This is a genomic window from Streptomyces sp. NBC_01808 (assembly GCF_035917395.1).
Lineage (GTDB): Bacteria > Actinomycetota > Actinomycetes > Streptomycetales > Streptomycetaceae > Streptomyces.
In genome coordinates, this window is record NZ_CP109072.1 from 4,708,693 (window position 1) to 4,724,055 (window position 15,363).

The 15,363-nt window shown below is 75.0% G+C and carries 16 protein-coding genes and 1 pseudogene; 8 read left to right on the forward strand and 9 right to left on the reverse strand.

Annotated elements, in window-relative coordinates; translation table 11 throughout:
* Positions 1 to 14: 14 nt before the first annotated feature.
* The 3 genes from OG946_RS20780 to OG946_RS20790 are packed head-to-tail and all read left to right on the forward strand — an operon-like array spanning position 15 to position 3,732.
* Positions 15 to 938 carry an ABC transporter ATP-binding protein gene (locus OG946_RS20780; protein ID WP_326797558.1) on the forward strand — a complete coding sequence of 308 codons (924 nt, stop codon included), beginning with the start codon at positions 15 to 17 and terminating at the stop codon, positions 936 to 938.
* A 50-nt stretch (positions 939 to 988) separates the two neighbouring features.
* Entirely contained in the window at positions 989 to 1,744 is a 756-nt protein-coding gene (locus tag OG946_RS20785; RefSeq protein ID WP_326797559.1) for an ABC transporter permease, read from the forward strand.
* Positions 1,741 to 3,732 carry a TOMM precursor leader peptide-binding protein gene (locus OG946_RS20790; RefSeq protein ID WP_326797560.1) on the forward strand — a complete coding sequence of 664 codons (1,992 nt, stop codon included), beginning with the start codon at positions 1,741 to 1,743 and terminating at the stop codon, positions 3,730 to 3,732. The genes OG946_RS20785 and OG946_RS20790 overlap by 4 nt, the downstream gene beginning before the upstream one ends.
* Positions 3,733 to 3,825: 93 nt before the next feature.
* Here the strand turns inward: OG946_RS20790 and OG946_RS20795 are convergent, their stop codons facing one another.
* Entirely contained in the window at positions 3,826 to 3,999 is a 174-nt protein-coding gene (locus OG946_RS20795; protein ID WP_018840305.1) for a thiazolylpeptide-type bacteriocin, read from the reverse strand.
* A gap of 206 nt (positions 4,000 to 4,205) precedes the next feature.
* On the opposite strand from OG946_RS20795, the gene OG946_RS20800 reads away from it, so the two are divergent.
* Together OG946_RS20800 and OG946_RS20805 are read left to right on the forward strand one after the other, a co-directional pair.
* Positions 4,206 to 5,462, forward strand: a complete 1,257-nt coding sequence (locus OG946_RS20800; RefSeq protein ID WP_326797561.1) for an amidohydrolase — start codon at positions 4,206 to 4,208, stop codon at positions 5,460 to 5,462.
* Positions 5,459 to 5,695 (forward strand): hypothetical protein, encoded by a 237-nt coding sequence (locus OG946_RS20805; RefSeq protein WP_326797562.1) that lies wholly within the window; start codon positions 5,459 to 5,461, stop codon positions 5,693 to 5,695. The genes OG946_RS20800 and OG946_RS20805 overlap by 4 nt, the downstream gene beginning before the upstream one ends.
* Positions 5,696 to 5,701: 6 nt before the next feature.
* On the opposite strand, the gene OG946_RS20810 is transcribed toward OG946_RS20805, so the two are convergent.
* A complete protein-coding gene (locus OG946_RS20810; protein ID WP_326797563.1) occupies positions 5,702 to 6,724 on the reverse strand; it encodes a helix-turn-helix transcriptional regulator in 1,023 nt (340 codons plus the stop codon).
* A gap of 293 nt (positions 6,725 to 7,017) precedes the next feature.
* Between OG946_RS20810 and OG946_RS20815 the strand changes: the two genes are divergently transcribed.
* Positions 7,018 to 7,809 carry a class I SAM-dependent methyltransferase gene (locus tag OG946_RS20815; RefSeq protein ID WP_326797564.1) on the forward strand — a complete coding sequence of 264 codons (792 nt, stop codon included), beginning with the start codon at positions 7,018 to 7,020 and terminating at the stop codon, positions 7,807 to 7,809.
* Positions 7,810 to 7,870: 61 nt separating this feature from the next.
* Here the strand turns inward: OG946_RS20815 and OG946_RS20820 are convergent, their stop codons facing one another.
* From OG946_RS20820 to OG946_RS20850, 7 genes and pseudogenes are all read right to left on the reverse strand, one after another.
* Positions 7,871 to 8,413 (reverse strand): GNAT family N-acetyltransferase, encoded by a 543-nt coding sequence (locus OG946_RS20820; RefSeq protein WP_326797565.1) that lies wholly within the window; start codon positions 8,411 to 8,413, stop codon positions 7,871 to 7,873.
* Positions 8,414 to 8,642: 229 nt separating this feature from the next.
* A pseudogene (locus tag OG946_RS20825) lies at positions 8,643 to 8,795 on the reverse strand (lytic polysaccharide monooxygenase); the annotation flags it as partial.
* On the reverse strand, positions 8,788 to 10,473 hold the full coding sequence (locus OG946_RS20830; protein ID WP_326797566.1) for a PH domain-containing protein: 1,686 nt from the start codon (positions 10,471 to 10,473) through the stop codon (positions 8,788 to 8,790). The gene OG946_RS20830 and the pseudogene OG946_RS20825, both read right to left, overlap by 8 nt.
* Positions 10,470 to 11,003, reverse strand: a complete 534-nt coding sequence (locus tag OG946_RS20835; protein WP_326797567.1) for a PH domain-containing protein — start codon at positions 11,001 to 11,003, stop codon at positions 10,470 to 10,472. Before OG946_RS20835 ends, OG946_RS20830 begins: the two co-directional genes overlap by 4 nt.
* Before the next feature lie 22 nt (positions 11,004 to 11,025).
* Complete coding sequence (locus OG946_RS20840; protein WP_326797568.1) at positions 11,026 to 11,307, reverse strand: hypothetical protein; 282 nt, start codon at positions 11,305 to 11,307, stop codon at positions 11,026 to 11,028.
* Positions 11,308 to 11,598: 291 nt separating this feature from the next.
* On the reverse strand, positions 11,599 to 12,588 hold the full coding sequence (locus OG946_RS20845) for a zinc-binding dehydrogenase (RefSeq protein ID WP_326797569.1): 990 nt from the start codon (positions 12,586 to 12,588) through the stop codon (positions 11,599 to 11,601).
* A gap of 92 nt (positions 12,589 to 12,680) precedes the next feature.
* Complete coding sequence (locus OG946_RS20850; protein WP_326797570.1) at positions 12,681 to 13,832, reverse strand: FAD-dependent oxidoreductase; 1,152 nt, start codon at positions 13,830 to 13,832, stop codon at positions 12,681 to 12,683.
* A gap of 107 nt (positions 13,833 to 13,939) precedes the next feature.
* Here OG946_RS20850 and OG946_RS20855 point away from each other — a divergent pair, with 107 nt between their 5' ends.
* Positions 13,940 to 14,656, forward strand: a complete 717-nt coding sequence (locus OG946_RS20855) for a pentapeptide repeat-containing protein (protein WP_326797571.1) — start codon at positions 13,940 to 13,942, stop codon at positions 14,654 to 14,656.
* Between the two features lie 104 nt (positions 14,657 to 14,760).
* Positions 14,761 to 15,339 carry a Uma2 family endonuclease gene (locus tag OG946_RS20860; protein ID WP_326797572.1) on the forward strand — a complete coding sequence of 193 codons (579 nt, stop codon included), beginning with the start codon at positions 14,761 to 14,763 and terminating at the stop codon, positions 15,337 to 15,339.
* Positions 15,340 to 15,363: the final 24 nt, after the last annotated feature.

The following is a 15,363-nucleotide window of genomic DNA, read 5'->3' on the forward strand; positions in this document are numbered from 1 at the left end:
CGAAGGAGACCCCCGTGACGACCGACACCGACGCCCCCGGGGGACGGCCCCCGGCCGTCCGCCTGGAGGCGGTGCGCAAGAGCTACGGCGACGTGCGGGCGGTGGACGAGGTGTCGTTCACGGTCCGCGGCGGCGAGTTCTTCGGCCTCCTCGGCCCCAACGGCGCGGGCAAGACCACCCTCATCGAGATCATGGAGGGCCTGCGGGAGGCCGACGGCGGCGTGGTCGAGGTGCTGGGCCGGGCGCCCTGGCCGCGGGACGCCGCGCTGCTGCCGCGGCTGGGCGTGCAGACGCAGACGTCGGCGTTCTTCGTCCGGCTCACCGCGTACGAGCACCTGAAGACGATGGCCGCGCTCTACGGGACGGAACGCGCCGCCGCCGACCGCACGCTGGCCCTCGTCGGCCTCACCGAGCAGGCGGACGTGCGGGTGGAGAACCTGTCCGGCGGGCAGCGGCAGCGCCTCGCGATCGCCTCCGCGCTGGTGCACGCGCCCGAGCTGATCTTCCTGGACGAGCCGACCGCCGCGCTCGACCCGCAGGCCCGCCGCGCCCTGTGGGAGCTGCTGCGGGACCTCAAGCGGGCCGGCCGCACCATCGTCTACACCACCCACCACCTCGACGAGGCCGAGGCGCTGTGCGACCGCGTCGCGATCGTCAACCGCGGCCGGATCACCGCCCTGGACACCCCGGGCAGGCTGGTCGCGCGCGGCGGTACGTCGGTGTGGCTGCTGGTGCCCGCGGAGCGGCTGAGCGAGGAGGACGCCCGGGTGCTGCCCGGCGTCACCGAGGTCACCCGCGAGTCCGACGCGCTGGTGCTGCGCACCGAGGACGCAGGACCGGTGCTGGCCGCCGTGGAGAAGGTCGCAGGGCTGCACGGGGTGCGTACCCGCACCGCCAGCCTGGAGGACGTCTACCTCCAGCTCACCGGCCAGGACTGACAGTTGACCGCCGCCACCCGCCGCCTTCTGAGCCATCGGAGAGAGATGCCATGAGTGCCTATTCCGCGCTGGCGGAGGCCGGCTACCGGGCGTACACCCGGGACAAGACCACGCTCTTCTTCACCTTCGCCTTCCCGCTGCTCTTCCTCGTCGTCTTCGGGCTGATCTTCCACGGCCAGGACGTGGAGGAGAGCGGCCGCCCGTACATCGCGTACATCGCTCCCGGGGTGCTCTCCTGGGGCGTGGGCAACGCGGCCGTCTTCGGCGTCGGGTTCGTGCTGATGCAGTGGCGCCGGGACGACATCCTGCGCGTGATCCGGATGACGCCGACGCCGCTGTCCGCCGTGCTCGGCTCGCGGTACGTGCTGGCGGTGGGCATCGGGCTGGTGCAGGCGGTGCTGTTCGTGGCGGTGGCGCTGCTGCCCGTCATGGGGCTGGAGCTGGCCGCGGGCTGGCCGCTGGCGATCCCGGTGCTGGTGCTGGGGATCACGGCGTTCCTGGCGCTGGGCGCGATCGTCGGCTCCTACGCCCGTACCCCGGAGGCGGTGGCCGCGGTCGCCAACTTCCTGATGGTGCCGATGGCGTTCCTGTCCGGCTCCTTCTACCCGCTGGACGCCATGCCGTCGTGGATGCAGGCCATGAGCTGGGTGCTGCCGCTGCGGCACCTCAACGACGGGGTCTCGGCGGCGCTCACCGACGCGGGCGGCGGTGCGGACATCGCGGTGGCGTGCGGCGGCCTGGCGGCGTTCGCGGCCGTGTTCGGCGCCGTGGCGTTCCGGGTCTTCCGCTGGAGCGACCGCACATGACGGCGACGGCGGCGGAGCAGACGGAGACCGTACGGGCCGGAGCGCCGGGCCCGTTCGAGGCGGCGCGATCCTGGCTGGCGGAGGCGCTGCGGAGCCGCTGGGCGGCCGGCGGAGACGGCCTCCCCACCACCCGCGAACCCGGCGCCCCGCTTCCCCTCGTCGTCCCCCTCGGCGCCGCCGACACCCTGCACCCCGGCCGCGACCCGTGGCCGGACGAGCGCCCCGGCGCCACCGTGCACCTCGCCTCGCGCGCGGTGCTCGTCGGCCCCTGGGGCGCCGGACCGGATCCGGTCGCAGGCGGACCGCCCGCACCGCGGCCCGCCTGCGGCCGGTGCCTCGCGATGCGGTGGCAGCGGCTGCGTACCCGCTCCGAACGGGAGGCGCTGGAGGGCGGGTTCGCGCCGGAGGGCGGCTCCGCGTGGCCGGTGCTGACCGACCACGCCGCCGACGCCGTGTGGGCGGTGTGCCGGGCGGTCGCCGGCCGGCGCTCGCCCGACGGGCTGGCCCGGGTCACCCGCGTCGACCTCGGCACCCTGGCGCTCGCCACCTTCCCGCTGCTCCCCGAGCCGCTCTGCCCCGCCTGCGTGACGCCCGCGGACGACGCGCCCGAGCACGGCAGGATGTACCTCGCCCCCACCCCGAAGCCGGCCCCCGACGTCTACCGCGTCACCCCGCTCACCGCCCTCGACCTCCCCGAGGCGGCCCTCGCCAACCCCGTCTGCGGCGCCCTCGGCTCCACCACCCACCTCAACCCGGCGTCCACCACCACCGCGCCGATCTCCGGCAGCGCCTTCGTCCGCGGCTACGCCGGGCTCAACGACGTCACGTTCTCGGGACAGGCCGACGCGTACGCCACCAGCCGCACCCTCGCCTACCTGGAGGGCCTGGAGCGCTACGCCGGCACCCACGCCCGCCGCGGGCTGCGCCCCGTGACCGCCTCGCTCGACGAACTCGCCGCCGAATGGGGCGAGAACGCCGTCGTCGACCCCCGGCGCACCGGGCTGTACTCCCCGGAGACGTACCGCGACGACCCCATGGTGGCCCCCTTCGACCCGGCCCGCCCGATCCCCTGGATCTGGGGCCACTGCCTGCGCGACGACCACCCCGTGCTCGTACCGGCGCGGCTGGTGCACTACAGCGCCGGGCTGCCGTCCGACAACTTCGTCTTCGAGTGCTCCAACGGCTGCGCCACCGGCGGCTCGCTCGCCGAGGCCGCGCTCTACGGGCTGCTGGAGCTGATCGAGCGCGACGCCTTCCTCCTCGCCTGGTACGGGCGCGCCCCCCTCACCCGCGTCGACCCCCGCTCGACCGGCGACCCGCGGGTGCGCGGCATGCTCGACCGGGCGGCGCTCCTCGGCTACGAGGTACGGGCCTTCGACACCCGCAGCGACCTCGGCATCCCGGTGATCACGGCGGTGGCGGTACGGGAGGACGGCGGCCCCGGGCTGCTGTCGTTCGGCGCCGCCGCGGCCCTGGACCCGGCGGCCGCGCTGACCGGCGCGCTCAGCGAGGTGCTGACGTACATCCCGCACCTGCCGTACCAGGTGGCCGAGCGCCGCGCCGAACTGGAGGAGATGGCGGCGGACTTCGGCCGCGTACGGCAACTGAAGGACCACGCCCAGCTCTACGGGCTGCCGCGGATGGCCGCGCACGCCCGGGACTTCCTCACCGACGACCCCGCGCTGCCGCTGGCCGGCGTCTACGCCGACTGGGCGCAGGTGCGCCCCGCGACGCTGGATCTCCGCGACGACCTGCGGCTGCTCGTCGACGCGCTGGCGGTGCACGGGCACGACGCCGTGGCCGTCGACCAGACGACGCCCGAGCAGCGCGCGGTGGGCCTGCGGACCGTCGCGACGCTGGCGCCGGGGCTGCTGCCGCTGGACTTCGGCTGGCACCGGCAGCGGGCGCTGCGGATGCCGCGGCTGCTGGCGGCGGCTGCGGCGGCAGCCGGGGGCGGGCCGCGTACCGTGCCGCACCCGTTCCCGTAGCGGATGCCCGGGTCACCGCACACCGCAGCCCTCACGGGAGGACCGACTCCGTCCCGTGAGGGCTGCCTTGGGCGCGGCGTTACTGACGGGACGTCAGGCGCTGCACGAGGTGGTGCTGGTGGTGCTGGAGCAGGTCGAGGTGGAGGAGCAGGAGGTCGAACCGGCGAGGACGACCTCGGCCTGGTCCGAGTAGTCCGAGATCTCGAAGGTCTCCGACTCCAGCTCCAGGATCTCGTCGGCAAGGGTGGAGAGCGCCTTGTCAGCCATGGGAACTCCTTCTTCCGTGAGCGGCGGGCCCGCCGTGCGTGAGACCGGCGGATCCGTTGGTTGTCCCGAACATTCAAGCGACGACCGCTGCCACCGCCGCCTCCGTTTCGCTGTCACTTCGCTGTCACCCGGCGACAGAGGGCTGAGCCCGTACTGATCACGTCATCGGGCAGGCTGGAGCTGCCCGGAAGAGGAGCGTGGCGCGCATGGCCGTACCCGCGGACGTTCTGCGGTCCGCCGTCGAGTGCTGTCTCGACGTCCATCTCCACCCCGAGCCGTCCGGCGCCGAGGAACGCACCGCGGGCGTGCTCGCCGGCCGGCTCGCCGCCGACGGCTACGCCGTCACCCGCGGCGTCGGCGGCCACGGCGTCGTCGGGCTGCTGCGCAGAGGCGAGGGCCCGACCGTGCTGCTGCGCGCCGAACTCGACGCGCTGCCCGTGACGGAGGCCAGCGGACTCCGCTACGCCAGCACCGTCCCCGGCGTCGCCCACGCCTGCGGCCACGACGTGCACCTCGCCGCGCTCGCCGGCGCCGCCGCGCTGCTCGCCCGCGACACCGGCGGCTGGCGCGGCACGGTGGCCGTCGTCGGCCAGCCGGCCGAGGAGACGCTGGACGGCGCGCTGGCGATGCTGCGCGCCGGGCTGTACGACCTCACGGGCCCGCCCGATACGGTCCTCGCGCAGCACACCGCGCCGCTGCCCGCCGGCGCCGTCGCCCACACGGACGGTGCCCCGCTGCTGGCCGGCACGGTCGCGGTCGACGCGGTACTGCACGGCACCGGCGGCCACGCCGGGGCGCCGCACCTGACGGTGGACCCGGTGGTGTCGGCGGCGGCGGCCGTGCTGCGGCTCCAGGCGCTGGTCGCCCGCGAACGGGCCCCCGCGGAGCAGGCGGTGCTGACCGTGGGCCGGCTGCGGGCGGGTACGGAGGCGAACGTCATCCCGGACCGCGCCGAACTGGGCATCAGCCTGCGGGCGTTCGACGAGGGCACCCTGGACCGGCTGCTGGCGGGCGTCCGCCGGGTGCTGGCCGGCGAGGCGGAGGCGGCGGGCGCGCCGGAGCCGCCGGAGGTGACGGTACGGGCCCGCTCGCGGACCCTGCTGCCGGACGCGGGGCTGACCGCGGAGCTGCGGGACGCCCACGTCGCGGCGCTGGGCGGCGCCCGGGTGCTGCGCTGGCAACCGGCCACCGCGGCGGAGGACTTCGCCTGGTACGGCCCCGCGGGCGCCGAGGTGCACGGGGCCCCCGGCGTCCGGCTCGGCTACTGGATGCTGGGCACCGTCTCCGCGTCGGCCCGCCGCGAAGCGGCACGCACGGGGGTCCCGGTGCCGGGCAACCACTCGCCGCGGTTCGCGCCGGACCTGCGCCCGGCGCTGGAGACGGGCATCGAGGCGCTGACGGCGGCGGCGCGCCGGGCGCTGCGGGCGCGTACACCGGAAGCCGCCGCCGGGGCGGGCCGATGAGCGGCGGCCGGTCGGTCGAGGTGGCGTTCGTACGCCAGGACTTCGACGCCCCGCCCGCGGAGACGACCGCGGTCCGGCTGCTGTGGCTGCTACGGGCCCATCTCCCGCACGGCCTGCGGGTCGAGTCGGAGCGGATCAGGCTGCGGCTGGCGGTGCCGGAGGTGGGGGCGACGACGGTGGCGGGCGACGCGCTGACGCACCGGGCGTGCGCCGGCTGGTCGGTGGAGGACTGACCGCGGTCACACCCACCCGCGCTCGCGGGCGAGCAGCGCGGCCTGCGCCCGCGTGGAGGCGCCGAGGATCCGCAGCACGTCGGCGATGTGCCTCCGGTACGTACGCACGGAGACACCCAGGTCCCTGGCCCCCGTCTCGTCCTTGCCCACCTCGCACATCATCCGCAGCACCCGCAGCTCCGCCTCCGACAGCTCCGGCTCCGGCTCCACGGGCTCGCGCAGTTCGACGGAGACGTCCTCCGCCTGCTCCCACACCTTCTCGAAGAGCCCCGACAGCGTGCTGACCAGCCCCCGCCCCCGTACCAGGAGCGCGCCCTCGTCGAGGTTCTTCGGGTCCTTGGGCATGAGGGCCACCCGCTCGTCGTACACGGCGAGCTGGTCCGAGATCTCCTCGACCACCCGCACCTCGCCGCCCCGGGCCAGCAGCTCCCGCACGTGTCCTGCGACCCGCGGATGCCGCAGCGTGTCCGCGGGCAGCACCAGCCGCCGCCGCACCCCGCGCTTCAGCGCCCGCCACTCCACCGCGCGCCGCTTCAGCACCGCTTCGCTCATCAGGTGGAAGCCCGGCTCGACGGAGGCGATCTCCTCCCGGGCGAAGAAGACCAGCTCCTCCATCCGGTTGCTCAGGGCCTCCCGGTCGTCGATCTCCTCCACCCCGTGCTCACCGCCGTACGCGCCCGCCTGGCCGCCGCCCTCCACCGGGGCCGCGGTCTCCGCGCGGAGCGTCGTCAGCACGTACCGGCTCTGGGTGAGCCGCTGGATCTCCTGGTACATCTCGCGCAGCCGCATCTCGGTGAGCCGCGCCACGGCCTGCTCCGGATCGACGGGGACGAACCACCCCGGCCGATCCCCGGGTCTGAGCAGCCGCAGCCGGATCAGGCGGGCCACGGCCTCTTCCGTTTCATGCCGGTCGATGCCGAGCTTCACGTGGACGCCTTCGGAGGGCGAATCGGGGTTCCGGAGGAAGTGCCGGTAGAGCTGCTCCTCGGCGGGGGAGACCCCGAAGACTCCCATTTCGTTGGTGTGCACGGCGAGCCTCCTGCTTCGAGCGGTCTGCCACGAGGGGCCGGCGGTAACCGGCCCCATGGTTCCGCGCCGTCGCCACGGCAGGGTGAACTTCGGCGTAACGACAATTTGTCACGCCGGAGTGCGCTGCGGCATGCATATCCGAGGCAGACCGTGGAAAGCGAGTGCCGCGCGCAGACTTCCGAACGACCGTCCGTGCGGGGGGAGTCGGGGGTGGGAGGTGCGGTGGGGCGCGCGGGTACGGCGGCGCACTAATGCGGTCGCTTGCCGCCCGCTGACTTTGCGACGATCACCACATGAGCCCCGACCCCTCCACCGACCCGACCCCCGACCCCGAGTTCGACCGCCTCCTCGACGAAGCCGCCGCGACCCCCACCGAGGGCTGGGACTTCTCCTGGTTCGAGGGCCGCGCCACCGAGGCCCGGCCCTCCTGGGGCTACCAGCGGGCCATGGGCGCCCGCATGGCCGCCGCGAGCGCGTCGCTGGACATCCAGACCGGCGGCGGCGAAGTGCTGGCCGGGGTGCCGGCGCGGCCGGCGCTGTCCGTGGCCACCGAGGCGTGGCCGCCGAACGTCGCCAAGGCCACGGCCCTGCTGCACCCCCTCGGCACGGTGGTGGTCGCCGCGCCGGAGGAGCCGCCACTGCCGTTCGCGGACGGCGCGTTCGACCTGGTGGTGAGCCGGCACCCGGTGAAGCCGTACTTCGGGGAGATCGCCCGCGTCCTGCGCCCCGGCGGGACGTACTTCGCCCAGCACGTGGGCCCCGCGAGCGTCTTCGAGCTGGTCGAGTACTTCCTCGGGCCGCAGCCGGAGGAGACGCGGCGGGGCCGCGACCCGCGGCAGGAGCGGGCGGCGGCGGAGGCGGCCGGGCTGGAGATCGTGGACGTGCGGACCGAGCGGCTGCGGATGGAGTTCCACGACGTGGGCGCGGTCGCGTACTTCCTGCGGAAGGTGATCTGGATGGTGCCGGGCTTCACGGTCGCGGCGTACCGGCCGAGGCTGCGGGAGATGCACGAACTCATCGCGGCGGAGGGCCCGTTCGTCGCGCACAGCTCGCGGACGCTCTTCGAGGCGCGCAAGCCGGCCTGAGCGGTGCCGGTGGCGGTACGGGGCCGGGCGCGGGCCGCGCCCGGCCCCGTACCGGTGGTGATCAGATACCGAACGCCGCCGGCCAGCGGATCATGCCGCCGGGCAGCGGGTGGGCCTCGTCGAGCGCGAGGGCCATCAGCGCGTCGTCCGGCACCTCGACGCTGAGCTGGATGCCGTACGCGGACGCCCGCGTGAACCCGAACCGCGGGTAGTACTCCGGGTGTCCGACGAGGACGACGTACCGCTCGCCCCGCGCCGCGGCCGCCGCGAGCGCGGCCCGTACGGCCACGGAACCCACCCCGTCACGCTGCCGCTCGGGCCGCACGGAGACGGGCCCGAGGCAGAGCGCGGGGGTGTCGCCGATGTGGCCGCGGGTAAGCAGGATGTGCCCGAGGACCGCGGCGCCGGCGGTGCCGGATGCCGCTTCGGGGTCCGTGACGACGAGGGACAGGCCCTCGATCCACGCGGACTCGTCGGCACGCAGCTTGTCGACGATGTCGGCCTCGTGCTCGCGGCCGAAGGCGGCGAGGGTGATCTCGCGGATGACGGGGATGTCGGCGCGGGTCTCGGCGCGCGTGATCCAGGTGTTGCCGGTGTTGCCCATGATGGATGTGGATCCGTTTCGATGGTCGTGTTCGTGGACGCCCCCGCGGGCTCACGCTCCCGGCGTGGGCGGGGGTGGGAGAGAGGTCAGGCCACGGCCCGGGACGTGAGGGAGACCCGGACGCTGCGCACGGTGGCCTTGAGCGCGGTCATCAACCTCACCTCCCTCTCTCTTCTCTCTCCGTAGACGAACACGGCGACGGTCACCTTACACGGGGAAGCCGTCTGCTGCTGACGCGCCAGCCCTTGCTGTTGTCGTCCAGCTCGGCGAACTGCCCGTTGCCGCCGCTGCAACTCGTCAGGCCCTTCGGGCCCTCGACGCTCTGCGGCCCGTACGTGATCTGCCCGCAGCTCACGACGCCCTGCGCGCACTGGTCACGGCGCATCCCCCTCCGCGGGTACGGGGGCGGGCGCCGGGCCCTCCGCCCCGGCCCCCGTGACCAGGAACGGCGTCAGCAGCTCCGGCACCGCCTCCGCCGCGAACCGCAGCCCCTGCGCCTCCCCCACGTCGTACGCCGCGTACGCCTGCGCCCCCGCCGCCGTCGTCGCCCGCAGCGTCACCAGCCCCGCCCGCCGCTGGAACAGCGACTGCCGCACCGTCCAGCCGACCACCCCGTCCCGCCGCAGCGCCACCGTCGAGCGCCGCAGGGTGCCGCTGCGTACGACCAGATACGGCCCCGCCAGCCCGTGCCCCAGGCTCCGGTACGCGTCCCGCGCCAGCAGCGCCGCCGCCGGCAGCAGCACCGCAGCCGCCACCGCCCCCGCGTACAGAAGCCCCCGTACCGACAGCGCCGCCCCCAGCGCCACCAGCACCGCCACCGGCACCAGCGCCGCGCCCAGCGACCACCGCAGCCGCCGCGCCAGCGCCGCCCGCGGATGCGGCGCCAGCTCCGGCCGGGTCAGGGCGACGGGCGCGCGGAGCACCCGGGCCGTCACGTCGTCGACGACGGCGCGCGGGGCGGCGGGCAGCAGAGCGCTCAGGTCGTCGTCCTCACCGTCCTTGCGGGACAGTCCCGTTGCGATCGCCTCCACCCGGGCCGCGCCCGACAGCCGCACCCCCAGCGGCTCGACCACGTCGACGCCGCGCAGCCGCGCCTCCTCCAGCGATATCGACCGGGTGGTCAGCAGCCCCCGGCGGACGCGCAGCGTGCCGTCCGGCTCGCGCTCCAGCCGGTAGTTCCACCACATCTCGGTCCACAGCCCGAGCGACCCCACGAACCCGGTCACCAGCGCGATCGATCCCAGCGCCAGCACCGTCCACAGCGCGGGCAGCGGGCTGAACGTGTCCCGTACCCAGTCGACCACCGTCTCCTCCGCGCCGAACCACTGGCTGACCTGCATCACCGCGCCCCAGCCGGTGAGCGCGAGGAGGGGGGTGAGGAAGGAGAGGGGCGCGTAGCGGATCCAGCCGGGGGAGAGGGTGGCGAGCCGGGGGTCGTCGCCGGCCGGTGCGGCTGTCGTGTCCCGGCGGAGGAGTGCGCGGCGCAGCGACTCGCCCTCCGCGCGCCGCACGGGCGTCAGTTGCAGCGCGGACTCGCCCGCGGCGGTCTGGTCGCCGGTGCCGATACGGACCTTGACCAGCCCGAGGAGGCGGAGGAGGGGGTGCGCGGTGAGGTCGACGGTGCGGATCCGGTCGCGGGGGAGGGAGCGCCGGCTGGTGAACAGCACGCCGGTACGCAGCTCGACGCGCTCGGCGCCGACGCGGTAGCGGGTGTGGCGCAGCCGCAGCACGTCCACGGCGAGCCCGCCGCCGAGGAGCAGCACGGACCCGGCCAGCACCCAGGCCACGGCGGCGCGGACGTCGAGGTGCGCGGCGAGCCCGGCGCCGACGGGGACACCGGCGCCGAAGGCGGCGCCGAGGAGGAGCTGGGCGGTGACGAGGAGGGAACGGGGGTCGAGGCGGCGCCAGTCGGTGGCCGGGTCCGGCGGGGCGGGGTCTGGCCGGGCAGAAGCAGGGGCGGGGGTACGCGGGGCTGCGGGCGCCGGGTCCGGTGTGCCGGCGGGCGTCGCGGTCCGCTCCGCGGGCGCGCCCTGCCCCGTACCCGTAACCGCGTCCGTCACGTCGCGTCCCCCGGGGTCTTCTGCGTCGCCAGCGCCAACTGCTCCGCCAGCTCCGCCGCCTCCTCGTGGTCCAGCGCCTCGATCCGCAGCGCGCCCTTCGCCGACGCGGTCGTCACCGTCACCGCCGCGAGACCGAACGCCCGCTGCAGCGGCCCCCGTTCGGTGTCCACCGTCTGGATCCGCGACATCGGCGCGATCCGGGAGTCGACCCAGAAGTAGCCGGTACGGACGTACACCGCGTCGTCCGTGACCTCCCACCGGTGCACGCGGTAGTACCACCGCGGCAGCCCCGTGCCCACCGCCAGCCCCGCCGCCGCCACCGCCGCGGCCACCGCCAGCAGCCAGAACCTGGCGGGACCGATCAGCGCGCCCAGCACCCCAAGCACCGCGACCGGCACGGCCGCCGCAAGCAGCAGTCGCGTACGCCACCAGGCGACGGCCCGGCGGTCCACCCGGTGGTGCGGCGGCCGCAGCCGCGGCTCCGCCGGGCCCGGGGCGCCGGCCTCTCGATCTACATCCACGATCTGCACCGTACGTCCTGCCCCGCGGAGGTCACGGCCGGGTGCGCAGTGTTCCGGCCGCGGCGACCGGCTCGTAGTGCTCAAGGAAGAGCACCGCCCGCAGTTCGTCGTGCAGCCCCCGCGGCCGCAGGAACTGCCGGTGGATCGCTGCCCGGTCCGGTTCATCGCCCGTCGGCGCGCGCAGCGCCGCGACCGGCACCCGGGCCCGCGCGAGGTCCGCGAACCCGTTGACGCACTCGTCGGACAGCTCGCACTCCCAGTAGTCCCAGCAGCCGCGCTTGTCGGTGTGCTCGGTGCGTACGGGCGCGGTCATCAGCCCGGTCGCCGGGGTCGGTGGCGCGCCAGACGGCGGCGTCGTACGGCAGCAGCCGCGGGGACGCTGGCGGACGCGGCGGGCCTGGCGGCGGCGCTGGGGGTGGTGGCGGCGTTCCCGCTCGCGGCGGCGGCCGCGGCGGTGCGGCTGCGCGGACCGGGCGGGGGGTGACGCGTACCGGGTGGCCGCCGCGCCATGGCCGGACGCCGGTCCGCGGGCGTACCCCGCGGACCGCCGTCCAGCCCTCCTCCCCCTCCGGCACCCGCCTGCTCTGCCGCCCGACTGCCCGTCCTACGGCTCCAGTACGACCTTCCCCACCGTCCCCCGCGTCTCCAGCGCCCGGTGGGCCTCGGCGGCCCGTGCCAGCGGGTAGCGCTGCACCAGCGGTGTCCAGCGGCCCGTGGCCGCCTCCGTCAGCGCCGCCTCCTCCATCCGCCGCAGGGGGTCGTCGCCGCCGATGCGGCTGAGCCAGTCGGGGCCGAGGACGTTGACCGACGTGATGCCCCGCTCCGCCAGCTCCGCCTCCGTGAACTCCAGCGGCGTCCCCGACGACCAGCCCAGCACCAGGTGCCGCCCGCCGGGTGCGAGGAGGTCTGCCGCCGTGCGCGCGGCGGTGCCGCCGACGGTGTCGAGGAGCACGGTGGGCCGGCGGTCGCCGAGGGCGGCGCGTACGGCGCCGGGCCAGTCCTGCTCGGTGTAGTCGGCGGCGGTGTCCGCGCCGAGGTCCCGTACGCGCGCGACCTTCTCCGGGCCGCCGGCCAGGCCCACGGCGTACGCGCCGATGTTCCGCGCGTACTGCACCAGCAGCGAGCCGACGCCGCCCGCCGCCGCCGTGACGATCACGACGTCGTCCGCCGTCACCTCCGCGAAGTGCAGGAAGCCCATCGTCGTCCGCCCCGTGCCGATCATGGCGACGGCCTCCGCGGCGTCGAGGGAGTCGGGCAGCGCGTGCAGCCGCTCGGCCTCGGTGACGGTCAACTCCGCGTAGCCGCCCGGCCGGAGCCCGATGTGGGCGACGACGCGGCGGCCCAGCCACTCCGGGTCGACGCCGTCGCCCACGGACTCGACGGTGCCGGCGACCTCGCGGCCGGGGATCGTGGGCAGGTCGGGGGGCGGCATGGGGCCGCCGGTCTCGCCGGCGCGCAGGAAGGTGTCGAGGAGGTGCACCCCGGCGGCGGCGACGGCGATACGGACCTGGCCGGGGCCGGGCACGGGGTCGTCGGTCTTCTCGTAGACGAGGTTCTCAGCGGGGCCGAAGGCGTGAAGTCGTATGGCGTGCATGAGGCCAGCAGACAACTTGAACAGAACTTCAGGTCAAGCGGTCCCGCCCTCGGGCCGCACGGAGCCGCGCACGCCCCCGCGCCCCGCCCTCGCTACGCCGCCGCGGCCGGCCGCCCCGCCGGCAGCGCCAGCCGCACCGCCTCGATCGCGCTCGCGAACGCCACCTCGCTCAGCACCCCGGGCGCCGCCACCTGGTCCCCCGCCAGGTACACCCCGTCGCCCCGGTCCACCCCGGGCCGGTCGCGCCACGTGCTGCCCGGCGGGTCCACCGCGCCCGTGCGGCCCGCGGCCAGCGCCTCGCGGCGCCATACCGTACGGTCCCGCCAGCCCGGGTAGCCCAGGTCCAGCAGCTCCTCAGCGCGCGCGACACCCACCGTCTTGTTCTCCCCGGGCGCCACCGGCACCTGGCTCTGGATGAGCTGTTCGCCGGCCGGAGCCAGCGACGTGTCCCCGGCGGAGAAACGCTCCACCCAGCCGGGAGCGTCGAGGTCGGAGACGACGAAGGCGTCGCCGCGGCGCTCGCGCACGGCGAGGTCGAGGAGGGCCGTACGGCCCGAGTGCCAGGTCAGCGACGCGTCGCCGAGGAGCGCGCGGGCGGCGGGCAGCGAGGTGGCGACGACGACGGGGCCGCCCCGCGGCAGCTCGGCGACGCGGGTGCCGGTCTCGATCCGTACCCCGAGGTTCCACGCCATGCTCGCCATCCGGTCGACGACGGAACCCCAGCCGCCCGCCGGATAGTGCGCCTCGGGCGGCAGCGCGGTGGTGCGGCGCAGCCGCTCCTGGACGAAGGCGGCGGACAGGGAGCCCGGGTCGTGATGGAAGATCGCGACGGCGCTGTAGTGGGCGGCGGCCCGGGCGCCGGCCTCGCCTGCGATCTCCGCGGCCCAACCGTGGAAGTCGCGGTCCACGGGCGCCTCGCGGCGGCGGACCAGGCGCAGCATCGCGGCCGGCGGCACCTTCCGCAGCCGGCCGTCGCGGCGGAAGCGGAACCGGGAGCCCTCCAGGGGCGGGATCGGGGCGAGCGGGCCGAGGAGGTGGCGCTGCTTGAGCCAGGCCCAGTGCGGGCCGCGGTAGTAGAGGGCGTGCGGCCCCTCGTTGGTGCGGTAGGGCCCGTCGGCGGTACGGGCGCGCCCCCCGACGGTGTGGTGCGCCTCGTACAGGGTGACGCGGGCGCCTGCCTCGGCGGCGGTGATGGCGGCGGTGAGCCCGGCCAGCCCGCCGCCGATGACGGAGATCCGTCGCATGTGGTGCTCCTCACCTGCGGTATTGCCGTTCTGATCACAGGACGAAGACGGGGGCATGGAATGTGACATCGGGTGCGGTGTCAGTGCCGTAGGTCACGATGGGGCGCATGACGAGGCGGAAGACGGTCAAGGCGCCGCGGCGGCCCACGGTGCGGCTCCCGGCGTCCCTGGAGCGGTACGGGGCGGGGGAGGAGGGCGCCGCGGGGACGTACGGGGCGGCGGACCTGGAGCCCGACGGGGACTACGACGCGCTGGAGTTCGCCGGGCTCGACCTGACGGGGGCGGACGGCGCGGGGGCGCGCTTCATGGACTGCGCGCTGCGCCGCTGCGTGCTGGACGCGGCGCGGCTGCCGAGCGCGCGGCTGATCGACTCGGTGCTGGAGGAGGTGCGCGGCGCGGGGACGGACCTGGCGGGGGCGACGCTGCGGGACGTGGAGCTGACGGACACCCGGCTGGGCGGCGTGCAGTTGCACGGGGCGACGCTGGAGCGGGTGGTGGTGCGCGGCGGCAAGGCGGACTTCCTGAACCTGCGCGGGGCGCGGCTGACGGACGTCGTGTTCGAGGACTGCGTGCTGGCGGAGCCGGACTTCGGCGACGCCCGGCTGGAGCGGGTGGCGTTCGAGGGCTGCGCGATCCAGCGCGCGGACCTCTCCGGCGCCCGCCTGACGGACGTCGACCTGCGCGGTGCCTCGGAGCTGACCCTCGAACGAGGCGTGGACCGCCTGGCCGGCGCGGTCATCAGCCCCGAGCAACTGCTTGCCCTGGCCCCGGTCTTCGCCGCGCAGGTGGGGGTGGCGGTCCGGGCGGTGGATGACGGCGGATGACCTGCAGAAATGTCACTGAACACCCGTTCGGGTGAAACGGCGCCTCATTCTGCCGCGTCGGCTCGCATACGCTGAGAGCGTCCTTTCGACGAAGGAGGACACCCATGGCATTGACGATTCCTGAGCGCGAGGTGCTCGTGCCTGCAAACCACCCGGTCGAGGACGCCTTCTTCGCAGCAAGCGCGGCTGTCCCCAGGGGATGGCGCGTGGAGCTGATCGAGGGGCAAATCCACGTGACACCTCCGGCCAATGCTGAGCACGAAGACTTCGTCTCCGGGATGCACGAGCAGGTTCGCGACCATCGTAGAGATGTTCGGATATACCACGGAATCGGCCTGAAACTTTCCGGTCCCGATCCCAGCCTCCGGGTCATCCCTGATCTGGTGGTCGCCCCCAAGCGGGCGTTCCAGGCCGAACTTGAGTGGCACGATCCCGATCCCGTCTTGCTTGTCGCCGAAGTCACCTCGAAGTCCACAGCCCGCAACGACCGCTTGAAGAAGTTTCGCGGATATGCCCGCGCTGGGATCCCCCTCTATCTGCTCATCGATCGCGAAGCGGGCATCGTCTCGGTGTTCAGCAGGCCGAAGGCAGGGCAGTACGCCCGCAGCGAGAGCGCGACGCTCGGTGAGAAGATCACGCTGCCGAAGCCGTTCGACTTCGAACTGGACACTGCCGAGTTCTGACCCCAAGAACACGAGTGGCCCGCC